Annotated in this window: 22 protein-coding genes and 1 pseudogene; 17 read left to right on the top strand and 6 right to left on the bottom strand. The window is 68.3% G+C overall.

Features of this window, described 5'->3' with window-relative positions; all coding sequences use genetic code 11:
• Positions 1 to 15: 15 nt before the first annotated feature.
• From G6N25_RS08935 to G6N25_RS08925, 3 genes are all read left to right on the top strand, one after another.
• Entirely contained in the window at positions 16 to 519 is a 504-nt protein-coding gene (locus tag G6N25_RS08935; RefSeq protein WP_083072913.1) for a nuclear transport factor 2 family protein, read from the top strand.
• On the top strand, positions 516 to 1,541 hold the full coding sequence (locus G6N25_RS08930) for an NAD-dependent epimerase/dehydratase family protein (RefSeq protein WP_083072912.1): 1,026 nt from the start codon (positions 516 to 518) through the stop codon (positions 1,539 to 1,541). The genes G6N25_RS08935 and G6N25_RS08930 overlap by 4 nt, the downstream gene beginning before the upstream one ends.
• Before the next feature lie 76 nt (positions 1,542 to 1,617).
• A complete protein-coding gene (locus G6N25_RS08925) occupies positions 1,618 to 1,998 on the top strand; it encodes a DUF427 domain-containing protein (RefSeq protein ID WP_083072911.1) in 381 nt (126 codons plus the stop codon).
• Here the strand turns inward: G6N25_RS08925 and G6N25_RS08920 are convergent.
• Positions 1,992 to 2,399 carry a nuclear transport factor 2 family protein gene (locus G6N25_RS08920; RefSeq protein ID WP_083072910.1) on the bottom strand — a complete coding sequence of 136 codons (408 nt, stop codon included), beginning with the start codon at positions 2,397 to 2,399 and terminating at the stop codon, positions 1,992 to 1,994. The genes G6N25_RS08925 and G6N25_RS08920 overlap by 7 nt on opposite strands.
• 87 nt (positions 2,400 to 2,486) lie before the next feature.
• On the opposite strand from G6N25_RS08920, the gene G6N25_RS08915 reads away from it, so the two are divergent.
• Positions 2,487 to 3,395, top strand: coding sequence for a DNA-3-methyladenine glycosylase family protein (locus G6N25_RS08915; protein ID WP_083072909.1), 909 nt, complete (start codon positions 2,487 to 2,489; stop codon positions 3,393 to 3,395).
• Between the two features lie 7 nt (positions 3,396 to 3,402).
• Here the strand turns inward: G6N25_RS08915 and G6N25_RS08910 are convergent, their stop codons facing one another.
• Positions 3,403 to 5,451 carry a chloride channel protein gene (locus G6N25_RS08910; protein WP_232065733.1) on the bottom strand — a complete coding sequence of 683 codons (2,049 nt, stop codon included), beginning with the start codon at positions 5,449 to 5,451 and terminating at the stop codon, positions 3,403 to 3,405.
• 155 nt (positions 5,452 to 5,606) lie between these two features.
• On the opposite strand from G6N25_RS08910, the gene G6N25_RS08905 reads away from it, so the two are divergent.
• The 8 genes from G6N25_RS08905 to G6N25_RS08870 all read left to right on the top strand — a co-directional run bounded on the left by G6N25_RS08905 (position 5,607) and on the right by G6N25_RS08870 (position 13,666).
• Positions 5,607 to 6,590, top strand: coding sequence for a pirin family protein (locus G6N25_RS08905; RefSeq protein WP_083072907.1), 984 nt, complete (start codon positions 5,607 to 5,609; stop codon positions 6,588 to 6,590).
• Positions 6,591 to 6,592: 2 nt separating this feature from the next.
• Entirely contained in the window at positions 6,593 to 7,228 is a 636-nt protein-coding gene (locus G6N25_RS08900) for a TetR/AcrR family transcriptional regulator (protein WP_083072906.1), read from the top strand.
• A gap of 83 nt (positions 7,229 to 7,311) precedes the next feature.
• On the top strand, positions 7,312 to 8,289 hold the full coding sequence (locus tag G6N25_RS08895; RefSeq protein ID WP_083072905.1) for a class I SAM-dependent methyltransferase: 978 nt from the start codon (positions 7,312 to 7,314) through the stop codon (positions 8,287 to 8,289).
• Between the two features lie 5 nt (positions 8,290 to 8,294).
• Positions 8,295 to 9,227, top strand: a complete 933-nt coding sequence (locus tag G6N25_RS08890; protein WP_142272522.1) for a class I SAM-dependent methyltransferase — start codon at positions 8,295 to 8,297, stop codon at positions 9,225 to 9,227.
• Between the two features lie 59 nt (positions 9,228 to 9,286).
• Positions 9,287 to 10,159 (top strand): SAM-dependent methyltransferase, encoded by an 873-nt coding sequence (locus G6N25_RS08885; protein WP_232065936.1) that lies wholly within the window; start codon positions 9,287 to 9,289, stop codon positions 10,157 to 10,159.
• Positions 10,160 to 10,363: 204 nt separating this feature from the next.
• On the top strand, positions 10,364 to 11,794 hold the full coding sequence (locus tag G6N25_RS08880) for an aldehyde dehydrogenase family protein (RefSeq protein WP_083072902.1): 1,431 nt from the start codon (positions 10,364 to 10,366) through the stop codon (positions 11,792 to 11,794).
• A gap of 40 nt (positions 11,795 to 11,834) precedes the next feature.
• Positions 11,835 to 12,695, top strand: a complete 861-nt coding sequence (locus tag G6N25_RS08875) for an SDR family oxidoreductase (RefSeq protein ID WP_083072901.1) — start codon at positions 11,835 to 11,837, stop codon at positions 12,693 to 12,695.
• Between the two features lie 5 nt (positions 12,696 to 12,700).
• The gene (locus G6N25_RS08870) at positions 12,701 to 13,666 is read left to right on the top strand and encodes an NADPH:quinone oxidoreductase family protein (protein ID WP_083072900.1); all 966 of its coding nucleotides are present in this window, start codon (positions 12,701 to 12,703) and stop codon (positions 13,664 to 13,666) included.
• A 236-nt stretch (positions 13,667 to 13,902) separates the two neighbouring features.
• On the opposite strand, the gene G6N25_RS08865 is transcribed toward G6N25_RS08870, so the two are convergent.
• The 4 genes from G6N25_RS08865 to G6N25_RS08850 all read right to left on the bottom strand — a co-directional run bounded on the left by G6N25_RS08865 (position 13,903) and on the right by G6N25_RS08850 (position 19,753).
• Positions 13,903 to 15,684 carry a PE family protein gene (locus G6N25_RS08865; protein ID WP_083072899.1) on the bottom strand — a complete coding sequence of 594 codons (1,782 nt, stop codon included), beginning with the start codon at positions 15,682 to 15,684 and terminating at the stop codon, positions 13,903 to 13,905.
• 61 nt (positions 15,685 to 15,745) lie between these two features.
• On the bottom strand, positions 15,746 to 17,461 hold the full coding sequence (locus G6N25_RS08860) for a PE family protein (protein ID WP_083072898.1): 1,716 nt from the start codon (positions 17,459 to 17,461) through the stop codon (positions 15,746 to 15,748).
• A gap of 251 nt (positions 17,462 to 17,712) precedes the next feature.
• Positions 17,713 to 18,540: a tyrosine-protein phosphatase gene (locus tag G6N25_RS08855; RefSeq protein WP_083072897.1), complete on the bottom strand. Its 828-nt coding sequence runs from the start codon at positions 18,538 to 18,540 to the stop codon at positions 17,713 to 17,715.
• Positions 18,533 to 19,753 carry an acyl-CoA dehydrogenase family protein gene (locus tag G6N25_RS08850; RefSeq protein ID WP_142272521.1) on the bottom strand — a complete coding sequence of 407 codons (1,221 nt, stop codon included), beginning with the start codon at positions 19,751 to 19,753 and terminating at the stop codon, positions 18,533 to 18,535. Before G6N25_RS08850 ends, G6N25_RS08855 begins: the two co-directional genes overlap by 8 nt.
• A 387-nt stretch (positions 19,754 to 20,140) precedes the next feature.
• On the opposite strand from G6N25_RS08850, the pseudogene G6N25_RS08845 reads away from it, so the two are divergent.
• The 5 genes and pseudogenes from G6N25_RS08845 (at position 20,141) to G6N25_RS08825 (ending at position 24,893) form a co-directional block, all read left to right on the top strand.
• Positions 20,141 to 21,430: pseudogene (locus tag G6N25_RS08845) on the top strand (IS110 family RNA-guided transposase).
• Positions 21,431 to 21,550: 120 nt separating this feature from the next.
• Positions 21,551 to 22,012 carry a nuclear transport factor 2 family protein gene (locus G6N25_RS08840; protein WP_083076691.1) on the top strand — a complete coding sequence of 154 codons (462 nt, stop codon included), beginning with the start codon at positions 21,551 to 21,553 and terminating at the stop codon, positions 22,010 to 22,012.
• 19 nt (positions 22,013 to 22,031) lie between these two features.
• Positions 22,032 to 23,135, top strand: a complete 1,104-nt coding sequence (locus G6N25_RS08835; protein WP_083076600.1) for a Re/Si-specific NAD(P)(+) transhydrogenase subunit alpha — start codon at positions 22,032 to 22,034, stop codon at positions 23,133 to 23,135.
• A gap of 10 nt (positions 23,136 to 23,145) precedes the next feature.
• Positions 23,146 to 23,472: an NAD(P) transhydrogenase subunit alpha gene (locus G6N25_RS08830; RefSeq protein WP_083076695.1), complete on the top strand. Its 327-nt coding sequence runs from the start codon at positions 23,146 to 23,148 to the stop codon at positions 23,470 to 23,472.
• Complete coding sequence (locus G6N25_RS08825) at positions 23,469 to 24,893, top strand: NAD(P)(+) transhydrogenase (Re/Si-specific) subunit beta (protein WP_083076603.1); 1,425 nt, start codon at positions 23,469 to 23,471, stop codon at positions 24,891 to 24,893. The genes G6N25_RS08830 and G6N25_RS08825 overlap by 4 nt, the downstream gene beginning before the upstream one ends.

Here is a 24,893-nt window from a genome sequence, read left to right as displayed (position 1 = left end):
CGCGAAAGAGCCCTCGTGACCCCGACGTTCTCCCGCGGAGAACTGGCCGCCGCCTTCGAAAAGTTCGAGGAGACGGTCGCCCGCGCCGCCGAGACGCGAGACTGGGCGGCCTGGGTCGCCCAGTACACCCCGGACGTCGAGTACATCGAGCACGCGGCGGGCACCATGCGCGGCCGAGACCAGGTGCGCGAGTGGATTGAGCGGACGATGACGACCTTCCCGGGCAGCCACATGGTGGCGTTCCCGTCGTTGTGGTCGGTCATCGACGAGCCCACCGGGCGGATCATCATGGAGCTGGACAACCCGATGCGCGACCCCGGCGACGGCAGCGTCATCAGCGCCACCAACATCTCGATCATCACCTACGCCGGCGACGGTCAGTGGTCTCGTCAGGAAGACATCTACAACCCGCTGCGCTTCCTGCGCGCGGCGATGAAGTGGTGCCGCACGGCGCAGGCGCTGGGCACGCTCGACGACGACGCCGCGCGCTGGATGCAGCAATACGGAGGAGCGGCGTGAGCGCACCCAAACTGGTCATCGGCGCCAACGGCTTTCTGGGTTCGCACGTGACCCGCCAGCTCGTCGCCGACGGGTCGCAGGTGCGGGCGATGGTCCGCCCGACCGCCAACACCCGCGCCATCGACGACCTTGCGCTCACCCGAGTCCACGGCGACGTGTTCGACACCGCCACGCTGCGCGAGGCGATGGACGGCGTCGACGACGTGTACTACTGCGTCGTCGACACCCGCGCGTGGCTGCGCGACCCGTCGCCGCTGTTCCGCACCAACGTCGAGGGCCTGCGCAACGTCCTCGACGTGGCGGTCAAACAACCCGATTTGCGCAGGTTCGTGTTCACCAGCACCTACGCGACGGTGGGCCGGCGGCACGGGCACGTCGCGACCGAAGAAGACGTCATCGACTCCCGCGGGTTGACACCCTACGTCCAATCCCGCGTCCAGGCCGAGGACCTGGTGATGCGGTACGTGGCCGAGGCCGGGTTGCCCGCCGTCGCGATGTGCGTCTCGACGACCTACGGCAGCGGCGACTGGGGCCGGACACCGCACGGCGCCTTCATCGCCGGCGCGGTCTTCGGGAAGCTGCCCTTCACGATGGACGGCATCCAGCTGGAGGTCGTCGGCGTCGACGACGCGGCCCGGGCCATGATCCTGGCCGCCGAGCGCGGGCGCGTCGGCGAGCGGTACCTGATCTCCGAACGGATGATCGCGCTCAAGGAGGTCGTGCGGATCGCGGCCGACGAGGCGGGCGTGCCGCCGCCGCGCCGCTCGATTTCGGTGCCGGCGCTGTACGCCCTGGGCGCGCTGGGCAGCCTGAAGGCCCGGCTGACGGGCAAAGACGCCGAACTCAGCCTGGCCTCGGTGCGCATGATGCGCGCCGAAGCCGACGTCGACCACGGCAAGGCGGTCCGCGAGCTGGGTTGGCAGCCGCGCCCCGTGGAGGAATCCATCCGCGAGGCCGCCCGGTTCTGGGCCGCCATGCGCACAGCCAACAAAAAGAGCAGCACCCCCGCCCAAGCCGAATAGGCTCGGGCCGCTTCCCGGGAAGCCTTGGGCGTCGGCCGGCGTTGCAACTGGTTGCGTCTCTAGGAGGGAATCAACCATGGCCCATCGGCAAGTGTTAGAACCCAACGCCGGGCACCCGATCACCATCGAGCCGACGAAGGGACGGGTGCAGGTCCGCGTCAATGGCGAGATCGTTGCGGACACGACCGCGGCGTTGGAACTGCGCGAGGCGACTTTGCCTGCGGTGCAATACATTCCGCTGGCTGACGTGCTCCAGGACCGGCTGACCCGCACCGACACCAGCACCTACTGCCCGTTCAAGGGCGACGCCAGCTACTACAGCGTCACCACCTCGGCGGGCGCCACGGTCGAGGACGCGATATGGACCTACGAACGGCCTTACCCGGCGGTGGCCGACATCGCCGGGCACGTCGCCTTCTACCCCAACAAGGCCGAAATCAGCGTCCTGGCTCAGTAGACCCGGGTGGGTGACTCGGGCAGGGCCCGGGCCTGCGCGCGGGTGTCGCTGTATTCCCGCATCGAGGCGATCAGCCCGTCGCGGATTTCGAACACGCAAACGAACGGGCTGTCGTAGACGACGCCGCCGGTGGTCCTGCCGGTGGCGGCGGCCTCCACGACCACCGTGTCTCCCTCGTTGACGCAGCGCAGCAGGTCGATCGTGAGTTCGAGGGTCTGCTTGCGCCAGTTGATCGCCCGCCGCAGCGTTTCCTTGTCGAAGGAAACACGGGTGTAGAGGCTCCAGTAGGTGAAGTCGTCACTCAGCAGCGTGAAGCCCTCGTCCAAGTCGCCGCCCTCGCTCATGCTCTGCAAGAACATCCAGGCGAGTTCCGTGTGCGGCCCATCGAACGGCGTCATCACATCGCAATATTGTCTTGGCAGACAGCTGACGGTCAATCAGTGGTCCGGAGAGCCGGCCGTGATTTCTTGGGATTGAAGAGTGATGGGATGAAGAGCGCGCGCATCGTCACGTTCCCCGGGGCGGCCAGCTTCGGGCACACGTTGGCGCCGCTGCGCCGGGGGCCCGGGGACCCCTGCTTCCAAATCCCCGGTGACGGCACCATCTGGCGAACCAGCCTGTTGCCCACCGGGCCCGTGACGGCCCGGATCGGCCGCGCGGCTCCCAACGCCGCCCATTGCGTGGCCTGGGGCAGCGGCGCGGCGGAGTTCATCGAGATGCTGCCCGCAATGCTGGGCGCCGACGACGACGCCTCGGATTTCGTACCGCGGGACCCGACCGTTGCCGCCGCGCACCGACGGGTTCCGCACCTGCGGCTGGGCCGCACCGGGCTGGTGCTGGAGGCCCTGGTCCCCGCGATCATCGAGCAGCGGGTGCCCGGCGCCGACGCGTTTCGGTCGTGGCGCCTGCTGGTGTCCAAATACGGGACGCCGGCGCCCGGGCCGGCGCCGGCCGGAATGCGGGTGCCGCCGTCGGCCGAGGAGTGGCGGCACGTCCCGTCGTGGGAATTTCACCGGGCCAACGTCGACCCGAGACGGGCGCAGACGGTGGTGGCGTGCGCGCGGCGGGCGGCATCGCTGGAACGGCTGGCATTGCGGCCGGCGGGGGCCCGCGAAGCGCTGACGTCGCTGCCGGGTGTGGGGGAGTGGACCGCCGCGGAGACCGTTCAACGGGCCTTCGGCGACGCCGACGCCGTGTCGGTGGGCGACTACCACATCCCGAAGATGATCGGCTGGACGCTGCTGGGCCGCCCGGTCGACGACGCGGTGATGCTCGAGCTGCTCGAACCGATGCGTCCGCACCGCCACCGGGTGGTTCGGCTGCTCGAGGCCAGCGGGCTGGCTCGCGAACCGCGCCGCGGGGCCCGGCTGCCGGTGCAGCAGATCAGCCGGCTTTGACGCGGCCTCACGATCGAGCCGCCGTATCCTGGCTGCCCGCACCGTTTTTGGGAATCAGGACGTTGATCCGGTCGCCCGCGGCGAGCCGCACGGCCGCGTCGGCGTCGACGAGTTGCCGGTTATGCAGAACCGACACGGGGACGTGGCCGTCGGGCCAGTCGAGTTCGCCGACGATCCGGCCGACCGCGGCCGAATCGGGCGCGAGGGTGTGTTCGACGATGCGGTATCCGGCGAGCTGGCTTCGCGGATCGTGTTCGGCGGTCGTGACTTGCGGGTCGGCCCATTCGGCGGCCTGGTGGCCGGCCGCGATGTCCGGTTGGGCGTCGGCGAGGTAGGCGTCGACCGCGCGCAGCACGTTCTGGTTGGTCAGCCAGCCCTGGACGCGCCGGGCCTCGGTGTCGATGACCGGCAGCCCGTCGCGGCCGTAGAGGACGAGCTGCCGCAGGGCCTGGGCGAGGCTGTCGTTGGCGAAGAGCGCCTGCGGTTCGCGGACGCGGGTGACCGGGCCGAGCAGGGTCGTCCAGTCGGGGTCGGCGTCGCCGGCCCGGCCGGTGAGATCCAGCGGAACGGTGAACCGGTGCATGGCGTCGGCCGCGGTGAGGTTGGCGAATGCATGGGTGGGAGTCGGACGGTCGATGTCGATGCCGCGGCGCAGCAGTTTGGTGGTGTAGATGGTGCCGTAGGAGAGCGCGCGGGACACCGTCGTGCCGACGGCGACGGCCAGCATGACCGGCAGGGTGAGGGTGAAGTCCCCGGTCATCTCGACCGTGCTGGCCAGCGCCGTGAGCGGGGCGCGCGCGGCGGCGGCAAACACGGCGCCCATGCCGACGATCGCGTAGAGCGCGGGATGTCCGACGGCGGTGCCGATTACGTGCTGAACGATCAGCCCGAAGGCCATGCCGGAAGTGGCCCCGACGAACAACGCGGGCGCGAACACTCCGCCCGAGCCGCCGATGCCGATGGTGAGGCTGCAGGCCAGTATCTTGCCCGCCGCCAGGATCACCAGGAACCACAGCGCGTAGTGGCCGGCGAAGGCGGCGTACACCACCGGGTAGCCCACCCCGTACAGCTGCGGCACCGCCAGTAGCAGCAGGCCCAGCGCGATCCCGCCGACCGCCGGCCGCGCCCAGGCCGGACGCTGGCCCCACACCCGGTCGCACAGATCCTCGGTCGCGTACAGGACCTTGGTGAACACAACCCCGATCAGCCCCGCGATCGCCGCGAGAAGGGCTACCAAAAGGTAATTGGCGATGTGGTCCAGTTCGATGCCGGCGGGAAGCTGGGTCAGGAAAGGGGCGGAGCCGAAGAAGACCCGGGCGATCACGTCGGCAACCATCGCCGAGAGCATGATGGTGAAGACCGCCTCGACCGAGAGCTCACGCAGGATCAGTTCGACGGCGAAGAACACCCCCGTGACGGGGGCGTTGAACGTGGCCGAGATGCCGCCGGCGGCGCCGCAGGCCACCAGCACCCGCAGCCGGTTTTCCGGCATCCGCACCCACTGGCCGAGGCTGGACGCCAGCGCCGCCCCTATCTGCACGATCGGGCCCTCCCGCCCGACGGAGCCGCCGGCGCCGATGCACAGCGCCGAGGCCAGCGCCTTGACCACCGTCACCTGGGGACGGATGCGGCCACCGTTCTCGGCCACCGCGATCATGACTTCCGGCACGCCGTGGCCGCGAGCCTCGCGGGCGAACCGGGAGATCAACGGCCCGTACAACAACCCGCCGAGCACGGGGACGATCACGAAAAAGCCGACCCCCAACCAGGGCAGGTGGCCGCTGGCCACCCGCCCCTGCTGCCCGAACTCGTCCTGCCCGGTCGCCAGCCAGGTGAAGCCGTAGATCAGGTAGCGGAACGCCACCGCGCCAAACCCGGCGCCAATCCCCACCACGATCGCCACGCAGAACAATCCCAGGCGGTTCGCGCGCAGCCAGCCGGCCACCCTCCCCGTCGCGTCGGCCCCCGATCGCGGCGCCCGCACCGGATTGGCGGCCGCCTCGTCCTGCTCCATCCGCGTCACCTTCCCGCCGTCGACCCTTTCAGGACCGGGCATGCGCGACAACCATCTACCACGGCAAATATTGCACTATAAAACGATCGCCCGCCGCCCTAAGGTCGCGAGGTTCGCACGGCGGCCATCCTAAGGCAACCGGGAATAACCGGACTGCGGTCCGGTTATATGGGTAGTTCTGAAATAAGGAGGTAAACATGCCTGCTATCACCGCAGACACCCTGAGATTGCCGCGGGTCGGCCCGGCCGGCCCGGCCGACACCGAGCGGCCCGTCCGGTCGATCACCACCGGTCCGCCAGGCTACGAGGGCGAGGGTTTCCCGGTGGTGCGCGCCTTCGCCGGGGTCAGCACCGCCGCCCTGGATCCCTTCGTGCACATGGACCAGATGGGTGAGGTGGAGTACCAACCGGGCGAGCCCAGAGGCACCGATTGGCATCCGCACCGCGGCTTCGAAACCGTCACCTACATGATCGACGGCAAGTTCGCCCACCAGGATTCCCACGGCGGCGGCGGCCTGATCACCGACGGCGCGACCCAATGGATGACGGCCGGTTCGGGCATCCTGCACATCGAGACCCCGCCCGCCGAACTCGTCGAAAGCGGCGGCGTCTTCCACGGAGTCCAGCTCTGGGTGAACCTGCCAAAGAAGGACAAATTGGCGCCACCCCGATACCAGGCCATCGAGGGCGGCGACGCGACGTTGCTCGCGTCGGACGACGGCGGCGCGCTGGTCCGCATCATCGCCGGCGAGATCGACGGCCACCGCGGACCCGGCATCACCCACACGCCCATCGCGCTGGCGCACGCGACGATCGAGAACGGCGCCCGGCTGAACATTCCGTGGCGGCGCGATTTCAACTCGCTGGTATACGTGCTGTCCGGGAGCGGATACGTCGGTCCGGTCGCTCACCCGATTCGCTCGGGTCAATTGGCGGTGCTCGGACCCGGCGACCGGATCACCGTCGGCGCCGACCGGACGCAGGACTCGTCGCGCACGACGGCCTTTGACGTGCTGCTGCTGGGCGGCCGGCCGATTCGCGAGCCGGTATTCCACTATGGGCCTTTCGTGATGAACACCCGCGCGGAATTGGTCGAGGCGCTGCAGGACTACCAGGCCGGAAAATTCGGCAGCATTCCGCCAAATGCGCTAATGCCACACCGCGGCGGTGGCACACTTTAGCAATGTCGCCTGCGGCGAGTCGACGGCCGGGGCGCCCGCCTGCCGCCAAGTCGGACGAGACGCGCCGGCGGATTATGCAGGCGGCTCGCCTGGTCTTCAGCGAACGCGGTTACGACGGCGCGACGTTCCAGGCGATCGCGGTCCGCGCCGATCTGACCAGACCGGCGATTAACCACTACTTTTCCACCAAGCGGCTGTTGTACCGGGAGGTGCTGGAGCAGGTCAACTCCCTTGTCATCGGCTCCGGCATCCGACAGGCGGAGCGCGAGAGCACGCTGATGGGGCGGCTGACGGCGTTCATCTCGGCCGCGGTGCGGACAAATTCCGACAACCCTTCCGCGTCGGCATTTTTGATTACCGCCGTGCTCGAATCGCAACGACATCCGGAATTAAGCGGAACCGAAATCGATTCCGTGAGAATTACCCGGGAATTTCTGACGTGGACGGTCAACGACGCAATCGATCGCCGGGAGATCGCCGCCGGTATCGATGCGTCCGCATTGGTCGAGACACTGCTCGTCGTGCTCTGCGGCGTGGGGTTCTACGCCGGCTACGTCCGCAGCTACGAAGAGATATTGGCCGTCAGCGACGTGCTGCGCCAGCTGCTGGAAGGCGCCCTCTGGCGGCCCGAGACCTAACGGGCACGGCGTCGGTCCGGGCCCAGTGACGTCGCGCACAGAGCGCATAGGCTAACTAACTTATTCGGTACCATGGTGCCGACATGACTGATGTGGATGCCTCGTCACCGCCCTCGTTACGGACCGCCGGCGACAGCTGGGCCGTCACCGAACTCGTGGGCGCCACCGCGTTGGGGGTCGCCGCGTCCCGCGCGGTGGAAACGGCCGGACCCGACCCGCTGATCCGTGACGACTTCGCCCACACCTTGGTGTCCTCGGCCGGCCCGGCCTGGGCCCGGCTGGCCGACCCTGAGCTGGCCTGGCTCGACGGCGATGAGCACGGGCGGCGGGTGCACCGGGTTGGCGTCGACTACCAGGCGGTGCGCACGCACTTCTTCGACGAGTACTTCACTGAAGCTGTAGCCGCGGTCAACGCCGGGATCCGGCAGGTGGTGATCCTGGCCGCCGGGCTGGATTCGCGTGCCTATCGCCTGAGGTGGCCGGCCGGCACCGCGGTCTACGAGATCGACCAGCCCAAGGTGCTGGACTACAAGACCGGGATCCTGGAGCGGCACGGCGCGGTTCCGACCGCTGACCGGCGCCCGGTCCCGGTGGATCTGCGCGATGACTGGGCGGCGGCCCTGACCGCGGCCGGATTCGACCCCGCCCAACCGACCGCATGGCTGGCCGAGGGCCTGCTGCCGTACCTGCCCGGCGATGCCCAGGACCGGCTGTTCGAGATGTTCACCGCGCTGAGCGCGCCGGGCAGTCAGGTCGCCGTCGAGGCGTTCGGCATGAACTCGCGGGGCAACTCGCAGCGCTGGCTGCGGATGCGTGAGCGACTCGGCCTGGACGTCAACGTCCAAGCGCTGACCTACCACGAGCCCGACCGCACGGACGCCGCCCAATGGCTGGCCGACCACGGCTGGCGGGTGGACAGCGTGGACAACCGCGACGAGATGGCCCGCCTGGGCCGTCCGGTGCCCGACGACCTGGCCGACGAGGCCGTCCGCAGCACGCTGCTGCGAGCGCGTCTCGACGGACCTTCTCACCAGCCCAACGGAAATCGGAGCACGCGATGAGCTCACTGCGCACCCACGACGACACCTGGGACATCAAGACCGGCGTCGGCACCACCGCGGTGATGGTGGCCGCGGCCCGGGCCGTCGAGACCGAACGGCCCGACGCGCTGATCCGCGACCCGTACGCCAAACTTCTGGTCACCAACGCCGGCGCCGGCGTGCTGTGGGAGGCCATGCTCGACCCGGAGATCGCGGCCAAGGTGGAAAACCTCGACGCCGAGTCCGCCGCCCAGCTCGAGCACATGCGCGGCTACCAAGCGGTGCGGACCAACTTCTTCGACACCTACTTCAAAGACGCCGTCGCCGACGGCATCCGTCAGGTGGTGATCCTGGCGTCGGGGCTGGATTCGCGCGCCTACCGCCTGGACTGGCCGGCCGGCACCACGGTGTACGAGATCGACCAGCCCCAGGTGTTGGCCTACAAGTCCACGACGCTGGCGGAAAACGGCGTGACGCCCTCGGCCGATCGCCGGGAGGTCGCCGTCGACCTGCGCCAAGACTGGCCGGCCGCGCTGCGCGCCGCGGGCTTTGACCCGGCGGCCCGGACGGCGTGGCTGGCCGAGGGGCTGCTGATGTACCTGCCGGCCGAGGCCCAGGACCGGTTGTTCACTCAGATCGGCGAGCTGAGCCCGCCCGGCAGCCGGGTGTCGGCCGAGACCGCGCCGGCGCACGCCGACGAGCGGCGGCAGCAGATGCGCGAGCGGTTCAAGAAGGTGGCCGACGAGCTGGGATTGGAGGAGTCCGTCGACGTCGGGGAGCTGATGTATCGCGACGACCACCGGGCCGACGTCGCGGACTGGCTCAACGACCACGGCTGGCGGGCTCGCGCGCAGCGCTCGACGGACGAGATGCGCCGGCTGGGCCGCTGGATCGAGGGCGTTCCGCTGGCCGACGACAAGGACGCGTTCTCCGACTTCGTGATCGCGGAGCGAGCGTAGTGCCGCGCGCCGCCGACGATTCCTGGGACATCGCCACTAGCGTCGGGGCGACGGCGGTGATGGTCGCGCTGGCCCGCGCCGCCGAGACGGCCGGCCCCGAGCCGCTGGTCCGGGACCGGTTCGCCGAGGTGCTGGTGTCCACTCCCGAACTCGAGGGGGTTCGGGAGCAGGTCGCCGCGTGGTGGACCCCCGAGCCGGACGACGACTTGGGCTTCGCCCCCGACTCCCAGAACATGATCGACTACCAGGCAGTGCGCACGCATTTCTTCGACGCGTACTTCACCGAAGCTGTAGCCGCGGCGGCGGCCGGCATCCGACAGGTCGTGATCCTGGCCGCCGGTCTCGATTCCCGCGCCTACCGGCTGGACTGGCCGGACGGCACCGTCGTCTACGAGATCGACCTGCCCAAGGTGCTGGAGTACAAGGCCGAGACGCTCGCCGCCCACGGCGCCACGCCCGTGGCCGACCGGCGACCGGTGCCCGTTGACCTGCGCCACGACTGGCCCCGGGCGCTGCGCGATGCCGGGTTGGATGCGACGCGCCCGACGGCCTGGCTGGCCGAGGGGCTGTTGCCGTTCCTGCCGGCGGCCGCGCAGGAAGCCATGTTCGCCTCGATCGACGAGCTGAGCGGACCGGGCAGCCGGGTCGCGGTCGAAATCTTCGGCGTCGACCAGGAGAAGCGGCGCGAGGCCGAGGAGAGGTGGCAAGAGCTGCGGGCGAGGCGACAAGCGCGGGGCCAGGACACCTCGTTCAACCCGTTCGACCTCTGGTTTGACGACGAGGGCCGGCCCGACTGCGCCGACTGGTTCGCCGCGCACGGCTGGGCCACCCGCACGGTGAATGCGCGCGAGGAGGCGCTGCGGCTGGGCCGCGCGCCGCAGTCCGACGAGCGGCCGTTCGCCAACAGCTTCGTGACGGCAACCAAACCCTGAAAAGGCTCGTCCCCTGGCGACTCGTGATGAGCGGCAGCGGGTCTGGTCGATCGCAGCGCCCGGTGCCGTTGAACGGGCGGCTGATCGCCGTCGAGTCCCGGTTCGATCCTTCCTACTGCTCTCCCAACCGGATGATTAGGATCGCGGTTATCACCGATGAGCGGCCACCAGCGCTGCAGCGGGCGGCTCCGCTCGGGAAGGACAATGATGACCACCGAATCGGCTGCACCGAAGACATCAGAATCCAAGAACGGTGTGGCGGCTCAGCCGGTCGACATCGCCGCGACGGTGGCCCGGCTGCGCCGGACCTTCGCCACGGGCCGCACCCGCGACATCGAGTGGCGCAGACACCAGTTGCTGCAGTTGCAGAAGTTGATGGAGGAGAACGAGGCCGCGATCGCCGCCGCGCTCGCCGACGATCTGGACCGCAACCGGTTCGAGGCCTACATCGCCGACATCGCCACGACTGCCGGCGAGGCGAAGTACGCGGCCAAGAAGCTACGCAGATGGACCCGCCGCCGGTACCAATTGCTCGAGGCGCCGCAGCTGCCCGGCCGCGGCTGGATCGAGTACGAGCCCTACGGGACGGTGCTGATCATCGGCGCCTGGAACTACCCGTTCTACCTGACGCTGGGCCCGGCGGTCGGGGCGATCGCCGCCGGAAACGCCGTCATACTCAAGCCCTCGGAAATCGCGCCCGCGTCATCGCGATTGATGGCCGAGCTGGTGCCTCGCTACCTCGACAACGACGCGATCGCGGTGGTCGAGGGCGACGGCGCGGTGAGCCAGGAGCTCATCGCGCAGGGGCTGGACCGCGTGATGTTCACCGGCGGCACCGAAATCGGCCGCAAGGTCTACGAGGGTGCGGCACCCCACCTGACCCCGGTCACCCTGGAGCTCGGCGGCAAGAGCCCGGTGATCGTGGCCGCCGACGCCGACGTGGATGTCGCGGCCAAGCGCATCGCCTGGATCAAACTGCTCAACGGCGGCCAGACCTGCGTCGCACCCGACTACGTGCTGGCCGACGCGAAGATCCGCGACGAACTCGTCGACAAGATCGGCGCCGCCCTCACCAAGTTCCGGTCCAAGGAGCCGCACGGGATCCGCATCGTCAACCAGCGCCAATTCGACCGGATCAGCGGCTACCTGTCCGGCAACGACGGCAAGGTGACCGTGGGCGGCGGCTGTGACGCGTCGACCCGGCGGATCGAACCGACCGTCGTCGTCGATCCCGATCCCGACGGGCCGCTGATGCAAAACGAGATCTTCGGGCCGATCCTGCCGGTGATCACCGTCCAATCCATCGACGACGCAATACGTTTCGTCAACTCGCGGCCCAAGCCGCTGTCGGCGTACCTGTTCACCAAGGCTCGCGAGATCCGCGAGCGCGTGATCAAGGAGGTGCCCGCCGGCGGCATGCTGGTGAACCATCTCGCCTTCCAGGTGTCGACGGCCAAGCTGCCCTTCGGCGGGGTCGGCGCGTCGGGCATGGGCGCCTACCACGGCCGCTACGGCTTCGAGGAGTTCAGCCACCGCAAGTCGGTGTTGACCAAACCGACCCGGCCCGACCTGTCCAGTTTCATCTATCCGCCGTACACCGAGCGGGCTTTCAAGATGGCCCGCCGGCTGTTTTGATAGTCCCGCGCCGATCCCGATAGAGGTAGAGAGGAACCTGATGCCCGGAGTGCAAGATCGTGTCATCGTCGTCACCGGAGCCGGTGGGGGGCTGGGCCGCGAATACGCCCTGACCCTCGCCCGGGAGGGTGCCAGCGTCGTCGTCAATGACCTCGGCGGGGCCCGCGACGGCACGGGCGCCGGATCGGCGATGGCCGACCACGTCGTCGCCGAGATTCGCGACGCGGGTGGCCGCGCGGCCGCCAACTACGACAGCGTCGCCGAGCCCGAGGGCGCGGCCAACATCATCAAGACCGCGCTCGACGAGTTCGGTGCGGTGCACGGCGTGGTGAGCAACGCCGGGATCCTGCGCGACGGCACCTTCCACAAGATGACGTCGGAGAACTGGGACGCCGTGCTCAAGGTGCACCTCTACGGCGGGTACAACGTGTTGCGCGCGGCCTGGCCGCATTTCCGTGAGCAGAGCTACGGCCGCGTGGTCGTCGCCACCTCCACCAGCGGGCTGTTCGGCAATTTCGGCCAGACCAACTACGGGGCCGCCAAGCTCGGCCTGGTCGGCCTGATCAACACGCTGGCCCTGGAGGGGGCCAAGTACAACATCCACGCCAACGCCGTCGCGCCCATCGCGGCGACCAGGATGACGCAGGACATCTTGCCGCCCGAGGTGCTGGAGAAGCTCACGCCCGAGTTCGTCGCGCCCGTGGTGGCCTACCTGTGCACCGAGGAAAACGCCGACAACGGCTCGGTTTTCGTCGTCGGCGGCGGCAAGGTGCAGCGCGTCGCGCTGTTCGAGAACGACGGGGCCAACTTCGACAAGCCGCCGTCGGTGCAGGACATCGCCGCGCACTGGGCCGAGATCACCGACCTCTCGGCCGCGCAAAAGGCCGGCTTCAAGCTGTAGGAGCCATGAAAGCCTGTGTGGTACAAGAGCTGTCCGGCCCGGACGGCATGGTGTACACCGACATCGACGATATCGGTGACGGCAACCACGTCGTCATAGACGTTCGCGCCGCCGGTGTTTGCTTTCCGGACCTGCTGCTGACCAAGGGCGACTATCAGCTGAAGCTGCCGCCGCCGTTCGTCCCCGGCATGGAGGCCGCGGGCGTGGTGCGTTCGGCGCCGACGGGGTCGGGATTCCGCGTGGGAGAACGTGTTTCGGCGTTCGGAATCCTGGGCGGCTATGCCGAGCAGGTGGCCGTTCCCGTGCCCAATGTGATGCGCAGCCCCGCCGAACTCGATGACGCCGAGGCGGTTTCGCTGCTGGTGAACTACAACACCATGTATTTCGCGCTGGCCCGTCGCGCCGCGATGCGGCCGGGCGACACGGTGCTGGTGCTGGGCGCCGCCGGCGGGGTGGGCACGGCGGCGATCCAGGTCGCGAAGGCGATGGGCGCCAAGAAAGTCCTGGGGGTGGTGCATCGGGAGGCCGCGGCCGACTATGTCGGTGCGGTCGGCGCCGACGTGGTGATACCGCTGACCGACGGCTGGGCGGACCAGGTGCGCGAGCACACCCGGGGCCGGGGGGTCGACATCGTCGTCGATCCCATCGGCGGCCAGGCCTTCGACGACGCGATCCGCGTGCTGGCCATCGACGGCAAGCTACTGGTGATCGGCTTCGCCGCGGGCGGCATCCCCACCGTCAAGGTCAACCGGCTGCTGCTGCGCAATGTCAGCGTGATCGGCGTCGCATGGGGCGAGTACCTCAACAAGGTTCCCGGTTCGGCGGCCCTATTTTCCTGGGGCCTAAGCCAATTGGTCTTCTTGGGGCTGAAACCTCCTCCGCCGCAACGCTATCCGCTGTCGGAGGGTGCCGTCGCGTTGCAGAGCCTTGCCGACGGCGGTGTGCTCGGCAAGCTGGTGCTCGAACCGTAAACCGCGCCGGGCCCGCGTTGCGCGTCAATTCCCATGCGCCACATCGGTCACTGGCTGGCCGGCATACACCGATGTGCCCACCTCAGCGCGACAGCCGCCCTCGTTTGTCGCTCGAAGGTGGGCACAAGAGTATGTGCCGGCCGCGCCGAGACGCACGTGACGCATGTGACCACCACGAGGTGACCCAGCCTATTTCGTTCTGACCCGGGAGACGCCCAAGGCCCGACGGGTGCCGTTTAGGCGAGGCTGTTCAAGTCGGCGACGATCGTGTCGGCCGCGTGCTCGAAGACGCGGAATTCGAAACCGCCTGCGAGCGTGGCCAAGGCGACGTCGGCGGCCACCGGGGCGCCGAACGCATAGGTCAGTCCCCCGGTGGGATCGCCATTGATCACCTGCTGCACCCCGTCCAGGAAGAGGTTGGCGTCATAGGACGGGGCGGAGGTGAACAAAGCCGTCGCGATGTCGGCCGTCGGAAGCAGCGTCGCATAGGCCGTCGAGCCGGCGTCCGTGAGCGCGTCGGTGATCCGGCTGTTGGCCGACTGCAGGGAGGCGATGAAGCTGTCGGGCGAGGACAGCGCCGACGCCAGCCCCGCGGGCAGGGAATAGGCCCCGCCGGTCCCGATCGAACCCGCTATCGAGGCCAGGCTGGGCGGCGAGAGCGACGGGATCCCGGCGATCCCGGCGTTGATGTCGCCCGTGAAGGCGCCGATTCCTTGCTGGGTGCCGCCGGCCAGAGCGGCAAGCACGGCTCCCGGGCTGACGGGCGGGATCACCCCGAACGGAGTGGGGACATTGGGCGCGCCGGGCGACCAGCCCTGGGTGGTGCTTCCGTAGCCGAGGTCGACCAGGACTTTCAGATCGGGTTGGACCAGGTCCGCGACGGGATTGCCGATGACCGGTATCGCCCGCAACGGATCCAAAAGCGGCAGATTCTGGGTTGGCAGGATGAAGTACTGGGTCAGCGGATTGCCCACCGTGTTCGTCAGCTGGATGGCCGAATTGATCTGATCGAGTGTGTAATACGGGTAAGTGCCGTGCAACGCCACGATGCCCATAAAGGCGTTGAGATCGGACAGCAAGTTGATGGGGTATTGCGGGAAGTCGGCGAAGCCGTCGTATTCGATCGTGAAGATCTTGGTCGGGAAGGAATTGTCTGGAGTCGCGGTGCCGAACGTCAGGCCCAGGCTCGGCAGGCTCAAGCCCGGGAAGCGTGAGAGCAGGCCGCCGTTGGGGTTCGCCGGGTCACCGATCAGCGAGAAGTTCAGGCCGACACCGGGGGGCAGCAGGCTTCCGCCCGGCGTGTTGGTGGGGTTGAGCATCTGCATCTCCAGGGAGGAGATGATGGCGCTCTGCGAGTAGCCGAAGACGTTGATCGTGTTGGTGCCCGAGCTGACCAACGACTGAATCTGGTTGTTCAGGATCGTGAGGCCTCGGGCGAGTGAGATGTCGAGGGTCAGGTCCTTGATGCCGGTGAGCGGATACAGGCCCTCGGGCGTGGCGAGGCCCATCGCGGTGCCCACGGTGTAGAAGGGCTTGACGAACAACATGGTGAGCTGGTTGATGTAATCGGGCGCCGGTATCGGGTATCCGCTGGCGCCCATGACGACGGTGACGGTCGCGGCCGCGCTCGACATCGCCTGGGTTATCGGGGCCGCGACCCGCGTCGCGCTCACCGCCGCGGTGGTGCCGCCGAGCAGCGAAAAGACGTTCGCTTCCAGGGGACCCAGCGCGTTCGACGCCGCGGTCTCGGCGCCGGTGTAGGCGGCTTCGGCCGACTGCAACGCCTCGACGAATGCGGTCTGGAACGCCGTCGCCTGCTGGAGCAGTGCCTGATACTCCTGCCCGTACGCGCCGAAGAAAGCGGCGGTGACCGTTGACACCTCGTCCTGGGCGGCGGCCATCATTCCGGTGGTCGGTCCGGCGGCGGCCGCCTGGGCGGCGGCGATCGCCGAACGGATTTCCGAGGCGTCCGCCGCGGCCGCGGCCAGCAATTGCGGCTGAACAGTCAAGCCCGTCATCGGCCATTCCCTTCAGGACGGCGGGGTTTTCCCTATGGTGGTCAGCGACCGGAGATGGCGGTCAGTTGGGGCCCGGGTTCGGCGTCCCGGTCAAGATTGTATCGGCCGCGTTCTCGAGGGTTATGAGCTCGAAGCCGCCCGCGAGGGTGGTCAGTCCGACGTTGGCCGCGATGGGGTTGCCGAACGCGTTGATGAGCCCCTGAATGGGTTGGCCGTTGATCGCCTGCGTGATCCCGTTCAGGAACAGGTTGACGTCGTAGGACGGAAGGGAGACGGCGACGGCCGTCGCGATGTCCGCCGTCGGAAGCAGCGTCGCGTAGGCGGTCGAGAAGTCGGTCGTCAGGGTGCCGACGATGTTGCTGTTCGCCGACTGGATGCCCGAGATGATGCCGTTGATCGTCGACGGAATCGACGCCGGGGCCGGCAGGGCCAGCGCGCCACCGCCCGCCGCGGCCCCCGGAAGCAGGCTGGACAGGGCGGGCAGCGACGCGGGCGTCAGGGCGGACAGGTCGCCGACGAAGGCGCCGAATCCCTGCTGTGCGCCGCTGATCAAGTCGGGCCCCAGGGCGGTGGTCGCGCTCAGCGGCGGCAGGAACCCGAACGGTGTCTGCACGTCGGCCGGTCCGGTCGAGAAGCCGTACGCCGGGTTGCCGTAGCCCCAGTTCACGAGGTACTTCAAGTCCGGTTGCATCAGGTCCGCCAGCGGGTTCCCGATGACCGGGATCGCGCGCAGCGGGTCCAGCAGCGGCAGGTTCGCGGTGGGGATCATGTTGTAGGTGGTCATGGAGGGGGCCCCGGACTGCGGCAGCTGGAAGGCCGTGTTGAGTATCGCCTGCGTCAGGTGCGGGTAGGTGCCGTGCACGAACACAATGCCCGCGAGCGCGTTGAGGTCGGCGAGGAAGTCGATCGGATACTGCGGGAAGTCGGCGAAGCCGTCGTACTCGAGCGTCCAGATGGTGGTCGGGAAATCGTTGCTCGGCGTCGAGGCGCCGAACGTGACACCCAGGCTCGGGAGGCTCAGGCCGGGGAAGCGCGAAAGCAGGCCGCCGTTGGGATTGGCCGGATCACCGAGCAGGGTGAAGAACGCGTTCGACGAGTTGTAGCCCTCGGCGAGCAGCTTCGGCATTTCCAGCGAGGCGATGATCGAGCTCTGTGAATAGCCCAGAATGGAAACCACGTTCGCGGTGGGGGCGGTTCCCAGCGCCGCGATCACCGCATTGTTCAGCTCCGTGACGCCGCGGGCCAGGGATATGTCCAGGGTCAGGTCTTTGACGCCGGTGAACGGATACAGGCCCTCGGCCGTGGACACGGCCTGGAGGGGGCCCGTGAAATTCTGCAAGTAGAGGCCGGCGACGCTCTGCAGGTAGGCCATCGACGGTGTCGCGGTGCCGCTGCCGGTCATGATCAGGTTGGCGACGACGGCCGGGTCCGCCGCCTGTGTCACCGCGGCGAATACCGGGTTGGCCGTGGCGCCGCCGAGCCCGAGCGTGCCGGCGATCTCGGCTTCGGCTTGGGTGTAGGCGTTTCCGGCGGCGGCCAGTGTCGCAACGAACTGGTCGTGGAATGCGGTCGCCTGCTGCAGCAGCGCCTGGTACTCCTGGCCGTACGCGCCGAAGAACTGCGCCGCGACGGCCGACACCTCGTCTTCCGCCGCCGCCACCACGCCGGTCGTCGGGCCGGCGGCGGCGGCCCTGGCCTCGTTGAGCGCCGAGCCGATCGCAGAAGCGTCCGCTGCGGCCGTCGCCAAGATCTGGGGCTGGGTGATCAAGCTCGTCATCGGATTTTCCCTTCCGGACGCAGGCACTCTCGTGCCGGTATCGACGACGCTGCCAAGCCGATGACCCGGCGCATCGCTGGAACCGGCACCCCGCTAGCTTAGAGCGATCGCGGGTTCTTGTTGCCGTTTTGCACTATATGTTTTGTTCAGTGCGACGCGTGGCAATTCGCCCGGCGCCGCCCCGCGCAGAATCCGTTGCGGCCGTGGCGGTTCGGGACACCGGCCGGCCGGGCATTCTCCGGCACGCCCATTCAGGCGAGCAGCGCGCCGCGCAGCTTTTCCACGTCGGCCGCCGTGATACCCGCGTCGCTCAAATAGCCGCCCAGCGAACCGAATTCCTCGTCGATCGTTTTGCGGGCGGCGGCAAGGTATTCGGGCCGCACGCCGAGGACCCCGTCGGACAGCCGGGCTTCGGTGAAGGTCATCACTTCCGGGGTCAGCTCGGTGTCCCCGCGCTGCTGGATCATCTCGTAGATTCGCGCCCGAAGCTCGGGCACGGCGTCGTTGCTGTGCAGGAAGTCGGCGACGATGGTGTCGCGATCGATGCCGATCGTCTCCAGGATCGTCGCTACGACGAAGCCGGTGCGGTCTTTGCCCGCGAAGCAATGGGTGAGCACGGGGCGCCCCGCGGCCAGCAGCGTGACGACGCGGCGCAGCGCGCGCTGGGCTCCGTTACGTGTCGGGAATTGCCGGTACTCGTCGGCCATGAAGCGGGCGGCGGCGGCGTTGACGGATTCGTCGGAACCGTCGGATTCGCCGGTCAACAGCCGCTGGAATGCCTCTTCGTGCGGGGCCGCGCCGTCGGTCTGCTCGTCGTCGGCGAGGTCGGGGAACGGCAGCAGGTGGACCTGGACGCCGTCGGGAACCAGCCCCGGGCCGCGCCGGGCGACCTCCCGCGTCGCGCGAAGGTCGGCGACGTCGGTGATCCCCAGCCGGCGCAGCGTCGCCCGGCCGTCGTCGTCGAGCCGGCTCAGCTCGCTGGACCGGAACAGCCGCCCGGGGCGGAGCGCCGCGGCGCCTTCGGAGACGTCGCGAAAGTTCCATGCGCCCGGCAGTTTCCGGACGGCAGCCTCAGCCATGCGCGGTGACCGCCGCGGCGAGCGCGGATTGCTCGCGGCCGATTTCGGCGCGCGCGATGGTCCGCATGTGCACCTCGTCGGGACCGTCGAAGATCCGCATGGCGCGATGCCAGCCGTACAGCCGGGCCAGCACCGTGTCGTCGCTGACGCCGGCGGCCCCGTGCACCTGGATCGCCCGGTCGATGACGTCGCAGGCCACCTGCGGCGCCACCGCCTTGATCTGCGAGACCAGGAGGTGGGCGGCCTTGTTGCCGTGCTGGTCGATCGTCCACGCCGCCTTCTCACACAACAGCCTGGCCTGGTCGATCTCGTTGCGGGACTTGGCGATTGACTCCCGCACGACGCCCTGCTCGGCCAGCGGGCGGCCGAACGCCACCCGGTTGCGCGCGCGGTCGACCATGAGGGCCAGCGCGCGTTCGGCCCCGCCGAGCGCGCGCATGCAGTGGTGGATCCGGCCCGGCCCCAGCCGGGCCTGGGCGATCGCGAAGCCGGCGCCCTCCTCCCCGAGCAGGTTGGTGGCCGGCACGCGGACGTTGTCGTAGACGATCTCGCAGTGGCCGTGCTGGTCCTGCCAGCCGAACACCGGCGTCGAGCGGACCACCGTCACGCCTTCGGTGTCCATCGGCACCAGGACCATCGACTGTTGCTGGTGGCTGGCCGCCTCGGGGTTGGTGCGGCCCATCACGATCAGGACCTTGCAGCGCGGGTCCGCCGCCCCGGACGTCCACCACTTGCGGCCGTTGATGACGTAGTCGCCGCCGTCGCGCACGATCGTGGTCTCGATGTTGCGGGCGTCGCTGCTGGCGACGGCGGGCTCCGTCATCGAAAAGGCGCTGCGGATCTCGCCGGCCAGCAGCGGCCGCAGCCACCGCTCGCGCTGCTCGTCGGTGGCGAACAGGTGCAGGGTCTCCATGTTGCCGGTGTCCGGTGCCGCGCAATTCAGCGCCTCGGGTGCGAGTTCGAGGCTCCAGCCGGTGATCTCGGCCAGCGGGGCGTATTCCAGGTTGGTCAGGCCGGACTCCGCCGGCAGGAACAGATTCCACAGGCCCCGTTCCTTGGCCTTGGTTTTCAGTTCCTCGATGATCGGCGGAACGGTGTGGTCGTGCGGGCCGGCTTCGTGGCGGTATTTGTCGGCCTCGGCCTCGGCTTCGAAGACGTGCTCGGTCATGAAGTCGGACAGTCGCTTGTGGTAGTCGCTGGCCTTGGCCGACATCGCGAAGTCCATGTCCGCCACGATAGGGCACGTGCGATGCGCCGGCGCGGGCAATGTGGCGCGAGCAGCGCGGGCAATGTGGCGCGAGCAGCTATCTGGGGGGCTGAGGCCCCGCCGTGGGGGATGAAAATTTGGTGGTGTCGTTCGGCGTGGCTAGGTGGTTGCTTGGCGTGCTGGCGGGGTTGACGCTGGAGGGGTGTTTCGGTGGATCCCGTTGCGTCTGTGTTGTCGTGAGCACGCCGAGCAGCTTGGGACGAAGGGTACCCCGTGGTTGTGCGGGGGCCGTGGTTTGTTGCCTGTGAGCACGCGAGTGAGACTCCTGTTTGTTTTCACTCTTCCCGGAACACGCTGATTAACAACAGGTTCTAGATGATGAGGTGATTGATCATGGAGGTGGTCCATCGGCGGTGTGCAGGCCTTGATGTTTCCAAGAAGGACGCCAAGGTCTGTGTCCGGGTTCAGGGTCAGGGTCGGCGCGCCACCACGACGACGGTGAGCACGTGGGTTCGACCACCAGCCAGATCCTGGCGTTGCGCGAGCATCTGCTGGCTGAGCAGGTCAGCTGTGTGGTGATCGAATCGACGTCGGATTATTGGAAGCCGTTTTACTACCTGCTTGAAGATGCGCTGCCGGTGATCTTGGCCAACGCTAAGGCGGTGCGTAATGTGCCTGGCCGCAAGACCGATGTCTCGGATGCGATGTGGCTGGCTGACCTGGGCGCACACGGGCTGGTACGCGCCTCGTTCGTGCCGCCGCAGCCGATTCGGGAGTTACGCGATCTGACGCGGGCGCGCACCATGATCACCCGGGCGCGTACCAAGGAGATTCAGCGGCTAGAGAAACTGCTCGAAGACGCCGGGATCAAACTGTCGGCGGTGGCCTCTGACATCGTCGGGGTCTCCGGGCGGGCGATGCTCGAGGCGCTGATCGCCGGGCAGCGCGATCCGGCGGTGCTGGCTGATCTGGCCAAACAACGGCTGCGGGAGAAGATCCCCGCGCTCACCGAGGCGCTGCGCGGGCGGTTTAACGACCATCACGCGTTCATGACGCGGTTGTATCTGGATCGCATCGACGCCCACGACGCCGACGTCGCCCGCCTAGATGAACGCATCGAGGAGGCGATCCAACCCTTTCAAGCCATCCGGGAGTTACTCATGAGCATCCCGGGCTTTTCGACGATCGTGGCCGATGTGTTCATCGCCGAGACCGGCGCGGACATGAGCGTGTTTCCCACTGCGGCGCACCTGGCGTCGTGGGCTGGGGTGGTGCCCGGTTGCAACGAATCAGCGGGCCGGGTCAAATCAGCGGCCACCCGAGCGGGCAACCGCTACCTCAAAGCCGCCCTCGGGGTCGCGGCCCTCGGCGGCCCGCAGCAAAGACACCTACTACAACGCCCGCTACCGACGCATCGCCGGCAGCCGCCCACCCCAGCCAAAACGCAGGAACAGAACCAAAGCCCAGCACAGCTCACCAGCGGGCATGATCGCCCTGGTCGCCCTGGAACACAAGATGCTCACCGACGCCTACAACATGCTGATCAACGGCGCTTTCTACCGCGACCCCGGCCCCGGCTACTACACCCGCCACCACCCCAGCAAGACCAAGGCCAACGCCATCAAGCAGCTCGAAGCCCTGGGATACAACGTCATCCTCGAACCACTCACCGAAGTCGCCTAACACCAGGGGCCAGCGACTCACCCGCTTCGGGTCACCACATTTTCGAGTGAGACACAGAATCGCCCTAAAACCCGTGGTTTTGGGCGATTCTGTGTCTGCTCGCGGGGGAGGATGGGCGTCATGACCGAAAGCCGCCCCCCGTCGCCGCCTTTCACGCTCGAAACAGCAACCCAGAAGGTGCAGGCCGCCGAGGACGCCTGGAACACCCGCGACCCCGAACGCGTCAGCCTGGCCTACACGCCGGACTCACACTGGCGAAACCGCGGCGAGCACATCGTCGGCAGGGACCAGATTGTGGCGTTCCTGACCCGCAAGTGGCAGCGCGAACTCGACTATGCGCTGCGCAAGAGCTTGTGGGACTTCCACGACAACCGCATCGCGGTGCGGTTCCAGTACGAGTGCCACGATCACACCGGCCAGTGGCACCGCAGCTACGGCAACGAGCTGTGGGAATTCACCCCGTCGGGGTTGATGGCGCGCCGCGAGGCCAGCATCAACGACGTGCCGATCGACGAATCCGAGCGCCGCTACTTCGGGCCCCGGCCGGCGTCGGAGCGCGGCCAGGATATCCCGCTCTGGTGACGCCGGTAGGGTACGCGCCATGACAGGTCCGCAGACGACGGTCGGGGTGGTCGGCGAGTCCGGGGAGGGTGAGCGACGCGTCGCGCTGGTCCCGAAGGCAGTCGCGTCGCTGGTGAACGGCGGTCTGGCGGTGGTGGTCGAATCCGGCGCGGGCGAAGGGGCGCTGCTTCCCGACGAGCTCTACACCGAGGCCGGCGCGAGCATCGGGGACGCGTGGGCCGCCGACGTGGTCGTCAAGGTCGCGCCGCCGACGGCGGACGAGGTTGCCAGGTTGCGCAGCGGGCAGACGCTGGTCGGCTTCCTGGCGCCGCGCAACGCGGACAACTCGATCGGCGCGCTCGCCCAAGCGGGGGTGCAGGCGTTCGCGCTGGAGGCCATCCCGCGCATCTCGCGGGCGCAGGTGATGGACGCGTTGTCGTCGCAGGCCAACGTCGCCGGGTATAAGGCCGTGCTGCTGGCGGCTTCGGAATCGACCCGCTTCTTTCCCATGCTGACGACGGCGGCGGGAACGGTGAAGCCGGCCTCCGTGCTGGTGCTCGGCGTCGGCGTGGCCGGGCTGCAGGCGCTGGCGACGGCCAAGCGGCTGGGTGCGCGGACGTCCGGCTACGACGTGCGTCCCGAGGTGGCCGACCAGGTGCGGTCGGTGGGGGCGCGGTGGCTGGACGTCGGCTCCCTGAACAAAGTGGACGCGTCCGGCGAGGGTGGGTACGCCCGCGAGCTGACCGACGAGGAACGCGCCCAGCAGCAAAAGGAACTGGAAAAAGCCATCAGCGGATTCGACGTGGTGATCACCACGGCGCTGGTCCCGGGCCGGCCCGCGCCGCGACTGGTGACCGCCGCGGCGGTCGAGGCGATGAAGCCCGGCAGCGTGGTGGTGGATCTGGCCGGGGAAACCGGGGGCAACTGCGAGCTCACCGAACCGGGCCGGACGGTGGTCAAGCACGACGTCACCATCGCCGCGCCGCTGAACCTGCCGGCGACGATGCCCGAGCACGCCAGCGAGCTGTACAGCAAGAACATCACGGCGCTGCTGGACTTGTTGATCAAGGACGGCGAGCTGGCCCCGGACTTTGACGACGAGGTTGTGGCGGCGGCTTGCGTGACCCGTGAACGCGGACAGTAAGGACTCCCCGATGTACGACGAGCTGTTGGCCAACCTGGCGATCCTGGTGCTGTCCGGATTCGTCGGGTTCGCGGTGATCTCCAAGGTGCCCAACACGCTGCACACGCCGCTGATGTCGGGGACCAACGCCATCCACGGCATCGTGGTGCTGGGCGCGCTGGTGGTGTTCGGCGCGGTGGAGCACCCGTCGCTCGCGGTGCAGATCATCCTGTTTGTGGCGGTGGTGTTCGGCACGCTGAATGTCATCGGCGGATTCATCGTCACCGACCGGATGCTGGGCATGTTCAAGGGCAAAAAGCCTGTGCCGCAGGGCAAGTCGGACGAGGCCGTGAAATGAGCTACCTGGTCACCGTCCTCTACATCATTTCGTTCGCGCTGTTCATCTACGGCTTGATGGGCCTGACTGGGCCCAAGACCGCGGTGCGCGGCAACCTGATCGCGGCGGTCGGCATGGCCATCGCGGTGGGCGCGACGCTGGTCAAGATCCGGCACACCGACCAATGGGTGCTGATCGTCGCCGGCCTCGTCGTGGGCGTCGTGCTCGGCGTCCCGCCGGCCCGGCTGACCAAGATGACCGCCATGCCGCAGCTGGTGGCGTTCTTCAACGGCGTCGGCGGCGGCACCGTCGCGCTCATCGCGTTGTCGGAATTCATTGAGACCACCGGGTTTTCGGCCTTCCAGCATGGCGAGTCGCCGACGGTGCACATCGTGGTGGCGTCGTTGTTCGCCGCGATCATCGGGTCGATCTCGTTCTGGGGATCGATCATCGCGTTCGGCAAGCTGCAGGAGATCATCTCCGGATCGCCGATCGGCTTCGGGAAGGCCCAGCAACCGGTCAACCTGCTGCTGCTGGCCGCGGCGGTGGCCGCCGCGGTGGTCATCGGCCTGCACGCGCATCCCGGCACGGGTGGGGTATCGCTGTGGTGGATGATCGGCCTGCTGGCCGCCGCCGGTGTGCTGGGCCTGATGGTCGTGCTGCCCATCGGCGGCGCCGACATGCCGGTGGTCATCTCGCTGCTCAACGCCATGACGGGGCTCTCGGCCGCCGCGGCGGGGTTGGCGCTGAACAACACCGCGATGATCGTGGCCGGCATGATCGTCGGCGCGTCGGGCTCGATCCTGACCAACCTCATGGCCAAGGCGATGAACCGGTCCATTCCCGCGATCGTGGCGGGTGGTTTCGGCGGCGGCGGCGTGGCCCCCAGCGGCGATGGCGGCGGCGACAAGCACGTCAAGTCGACGTCGGCCGCCGACGCGGCGATCCAGATGGCCTACGCGAACCAGGTGATCGTCGTTCCGGGCTACGGCCTGGCCGTCGCGCAGGCCCAGCACGCCGTGAAGGACATGGCGTCGCTGCTGGAGAACAAGGGCGTCACGGTGAAGTACGCGATCCACCCGGTGGCCGGCCGGATGCCCGGGCACATGAACGTGCTGCTGGCCGAGGCCGAGGTGGATTACGACGCGATGAAAGACATGGACGACATCAACGACGAGTTCGCCCGTACCGATGTCGCGATCGTCATCGGCGCCAACGACGTCACCAACCCGGCGGCCCGCAACGAGGCGTCCAGCCCGATCTATGGCATGCCGATCCTCAATGTGGACAAGGCCCGGTCGGTGATCGTGCTCAAGCGGTCGATGAACTCCGGCTTCGCCGGCATCGACAATCCGCTGTTCTATGCCGAGGGCACCACGATGTTGTTCGGCGATGCCAAGAAATCCGTCACGGAGGTCGCCGAGGAACTCAAGGCCCTATAA

The sequence above is a fragment of the Mycobacterium heidelbergense genome, from assembly GCF_010730745.1.
GTDB lineage: Bacteria > Actinomycetota > Actinomycetes > Mycobacteriales > Mycobacteriaceae > Mycobacterium > Mycobacterium heidelbergense.
This window is presented reverse-complemented; position numbering and strand designations above follow the sequence as displayed.

What these genes read in the sequence shown, in the direction of transcription:
- G6N25_RS08925 (WP_083072911.1), top strand. Translation starts at nt 1,618, where the DNA reads ATGGCCCATCGGCAAGTGTTAGAACCCAACGCCGGGCACCCGATCACC.
- G6N25_RS08915 (WP_083072909.1), top strand. Translation starts at nt 2,487, where the DNA reads ATGAAGAGCGCGCGCATCGTCACGTTCCCCGGGGCGGCCAGCTTCGGG.
- G6N25_RS08910 (WP_232065733.1), bottom strand. Translation starts at nt 5,451, where the DNA reads ATGCCCGGTCCTGAAAGGGTCGACGGCGGGAAGGTGACGCGGATGGAG.
- G6N25_RS08905 (WP_083072907.1), top strand. Translation starts at nt 5,607, where the DNA reads ATGCCTGCTATCACCGCAGACACCCTGAGATTGCCGCGGGTCGGCCCG.
- G6N25_RS08900 (WP_083072906.1), top strand. Translation starts at nt 6,593, where the DNA reads ATGTCGCCTGCGGCGAGTCGACGGCCGGGGCGCCCGCCTGCCGCCAAG.
- G6N25_RS08895 (WP_083072905.1), top strand. Translation starts at nt 7,312, where the DNA reads ATGACTGATGTGGATGCCTCGTCACCGCCCTCGTTACGGACCGCCGGC.
- G6N25_RS08885 (WP_232065936.1), top strand. Translation starts at nt 9,287, where the DNA reads ATGGTCGCGCTGGCCCGCGCCGCCGAGACGGCCGGCCCCGAGCCGCTG.
- G6N25_RS08880 (WP_083072902.1), top strand. Translation starts at nt 10,364, where the DNA reads ATGATGACCACCGAATCGGCTGCACCGAAGACATCAGAATCCAAGAAC.
- G6N25_RS08875 (WP_083072901.1), top strand. Translation starts at nt 11,835, where the DNA reads ATGCCCGGAGTGCAAGATCGTGTCATCGTCGTCACCGGAGCCGGTGGG.
- G6N25_RS08870 (WP_083072900.1), top strand. Translation starts at nt 12,701, where the DNA reads ATGAAAGCCTGTGTGGTACAAGAGCTGTCCGGCCCGGACGGCATGGTG.
- G6N25_RS08865 (WP_083072899.1), bottom strand. Translation starts at nt 15,684, where the DNA reads ATGACGGGCTTGACTGTTCAGCCGCAATTGCTGGCCGCGGCCGCGGCG.
- G6N25_RS08860 (WP_083072898.1), bottom strand. Translation starts at nt 17,461, where the DNA reads ATGACGAGCTTGATCACCCAGCCCCAGATCTTGGCGACGGCCGCAGCG.
- G6N25_RS08855 (WP_083072897.1), bottom strand. Translation starts at nt 18,540, where the DNA reads ATGGCTGAGGCTGCCGTCCGGAAACTGCCGGGCGCATGGAACTTTCGC.
- G6N25_RS08850 (WP_142272521.1), bottom strand. Translation starts at nt 19,753, where the DNA reads ATGTCGGCCAAGGCCAGCGACTACCACAAGCGACTGTCCGACTTCATG.
- G6N25_RS08840 (WP_083076691.1), top strand. Translation starts at nt 21,551, where the DNA reads ATGACCGAAAGCCGCCCCCCGTCGCCGCCTTTCACGCTCGAAACAGCA.
- G6N25_RS08835 (WP_083076600.1), top strand. Translation starts at nt 22,032, where the DNA reads ATGACAGGTCCGCAGACGACGGTCGGGGTGGTCGGCGAGTCCGGGGAG.
- G6N25_RS08830 (WP_083076695.1), top strand. Translation starts at nt 23,146, where the DNA reads ATGTACGACGAGCTGTTGGCCAACCTGGCGATCCTGGTGCTGTCCGGA.
- G6N25_RS08825 (WP_083076603.1), top strand. Translation starts at nt 23,469, where the DNA reads ATGAGCTACCTGGTCACCGTCCTCTACATCATTTCGTTCGCGCTGTTC.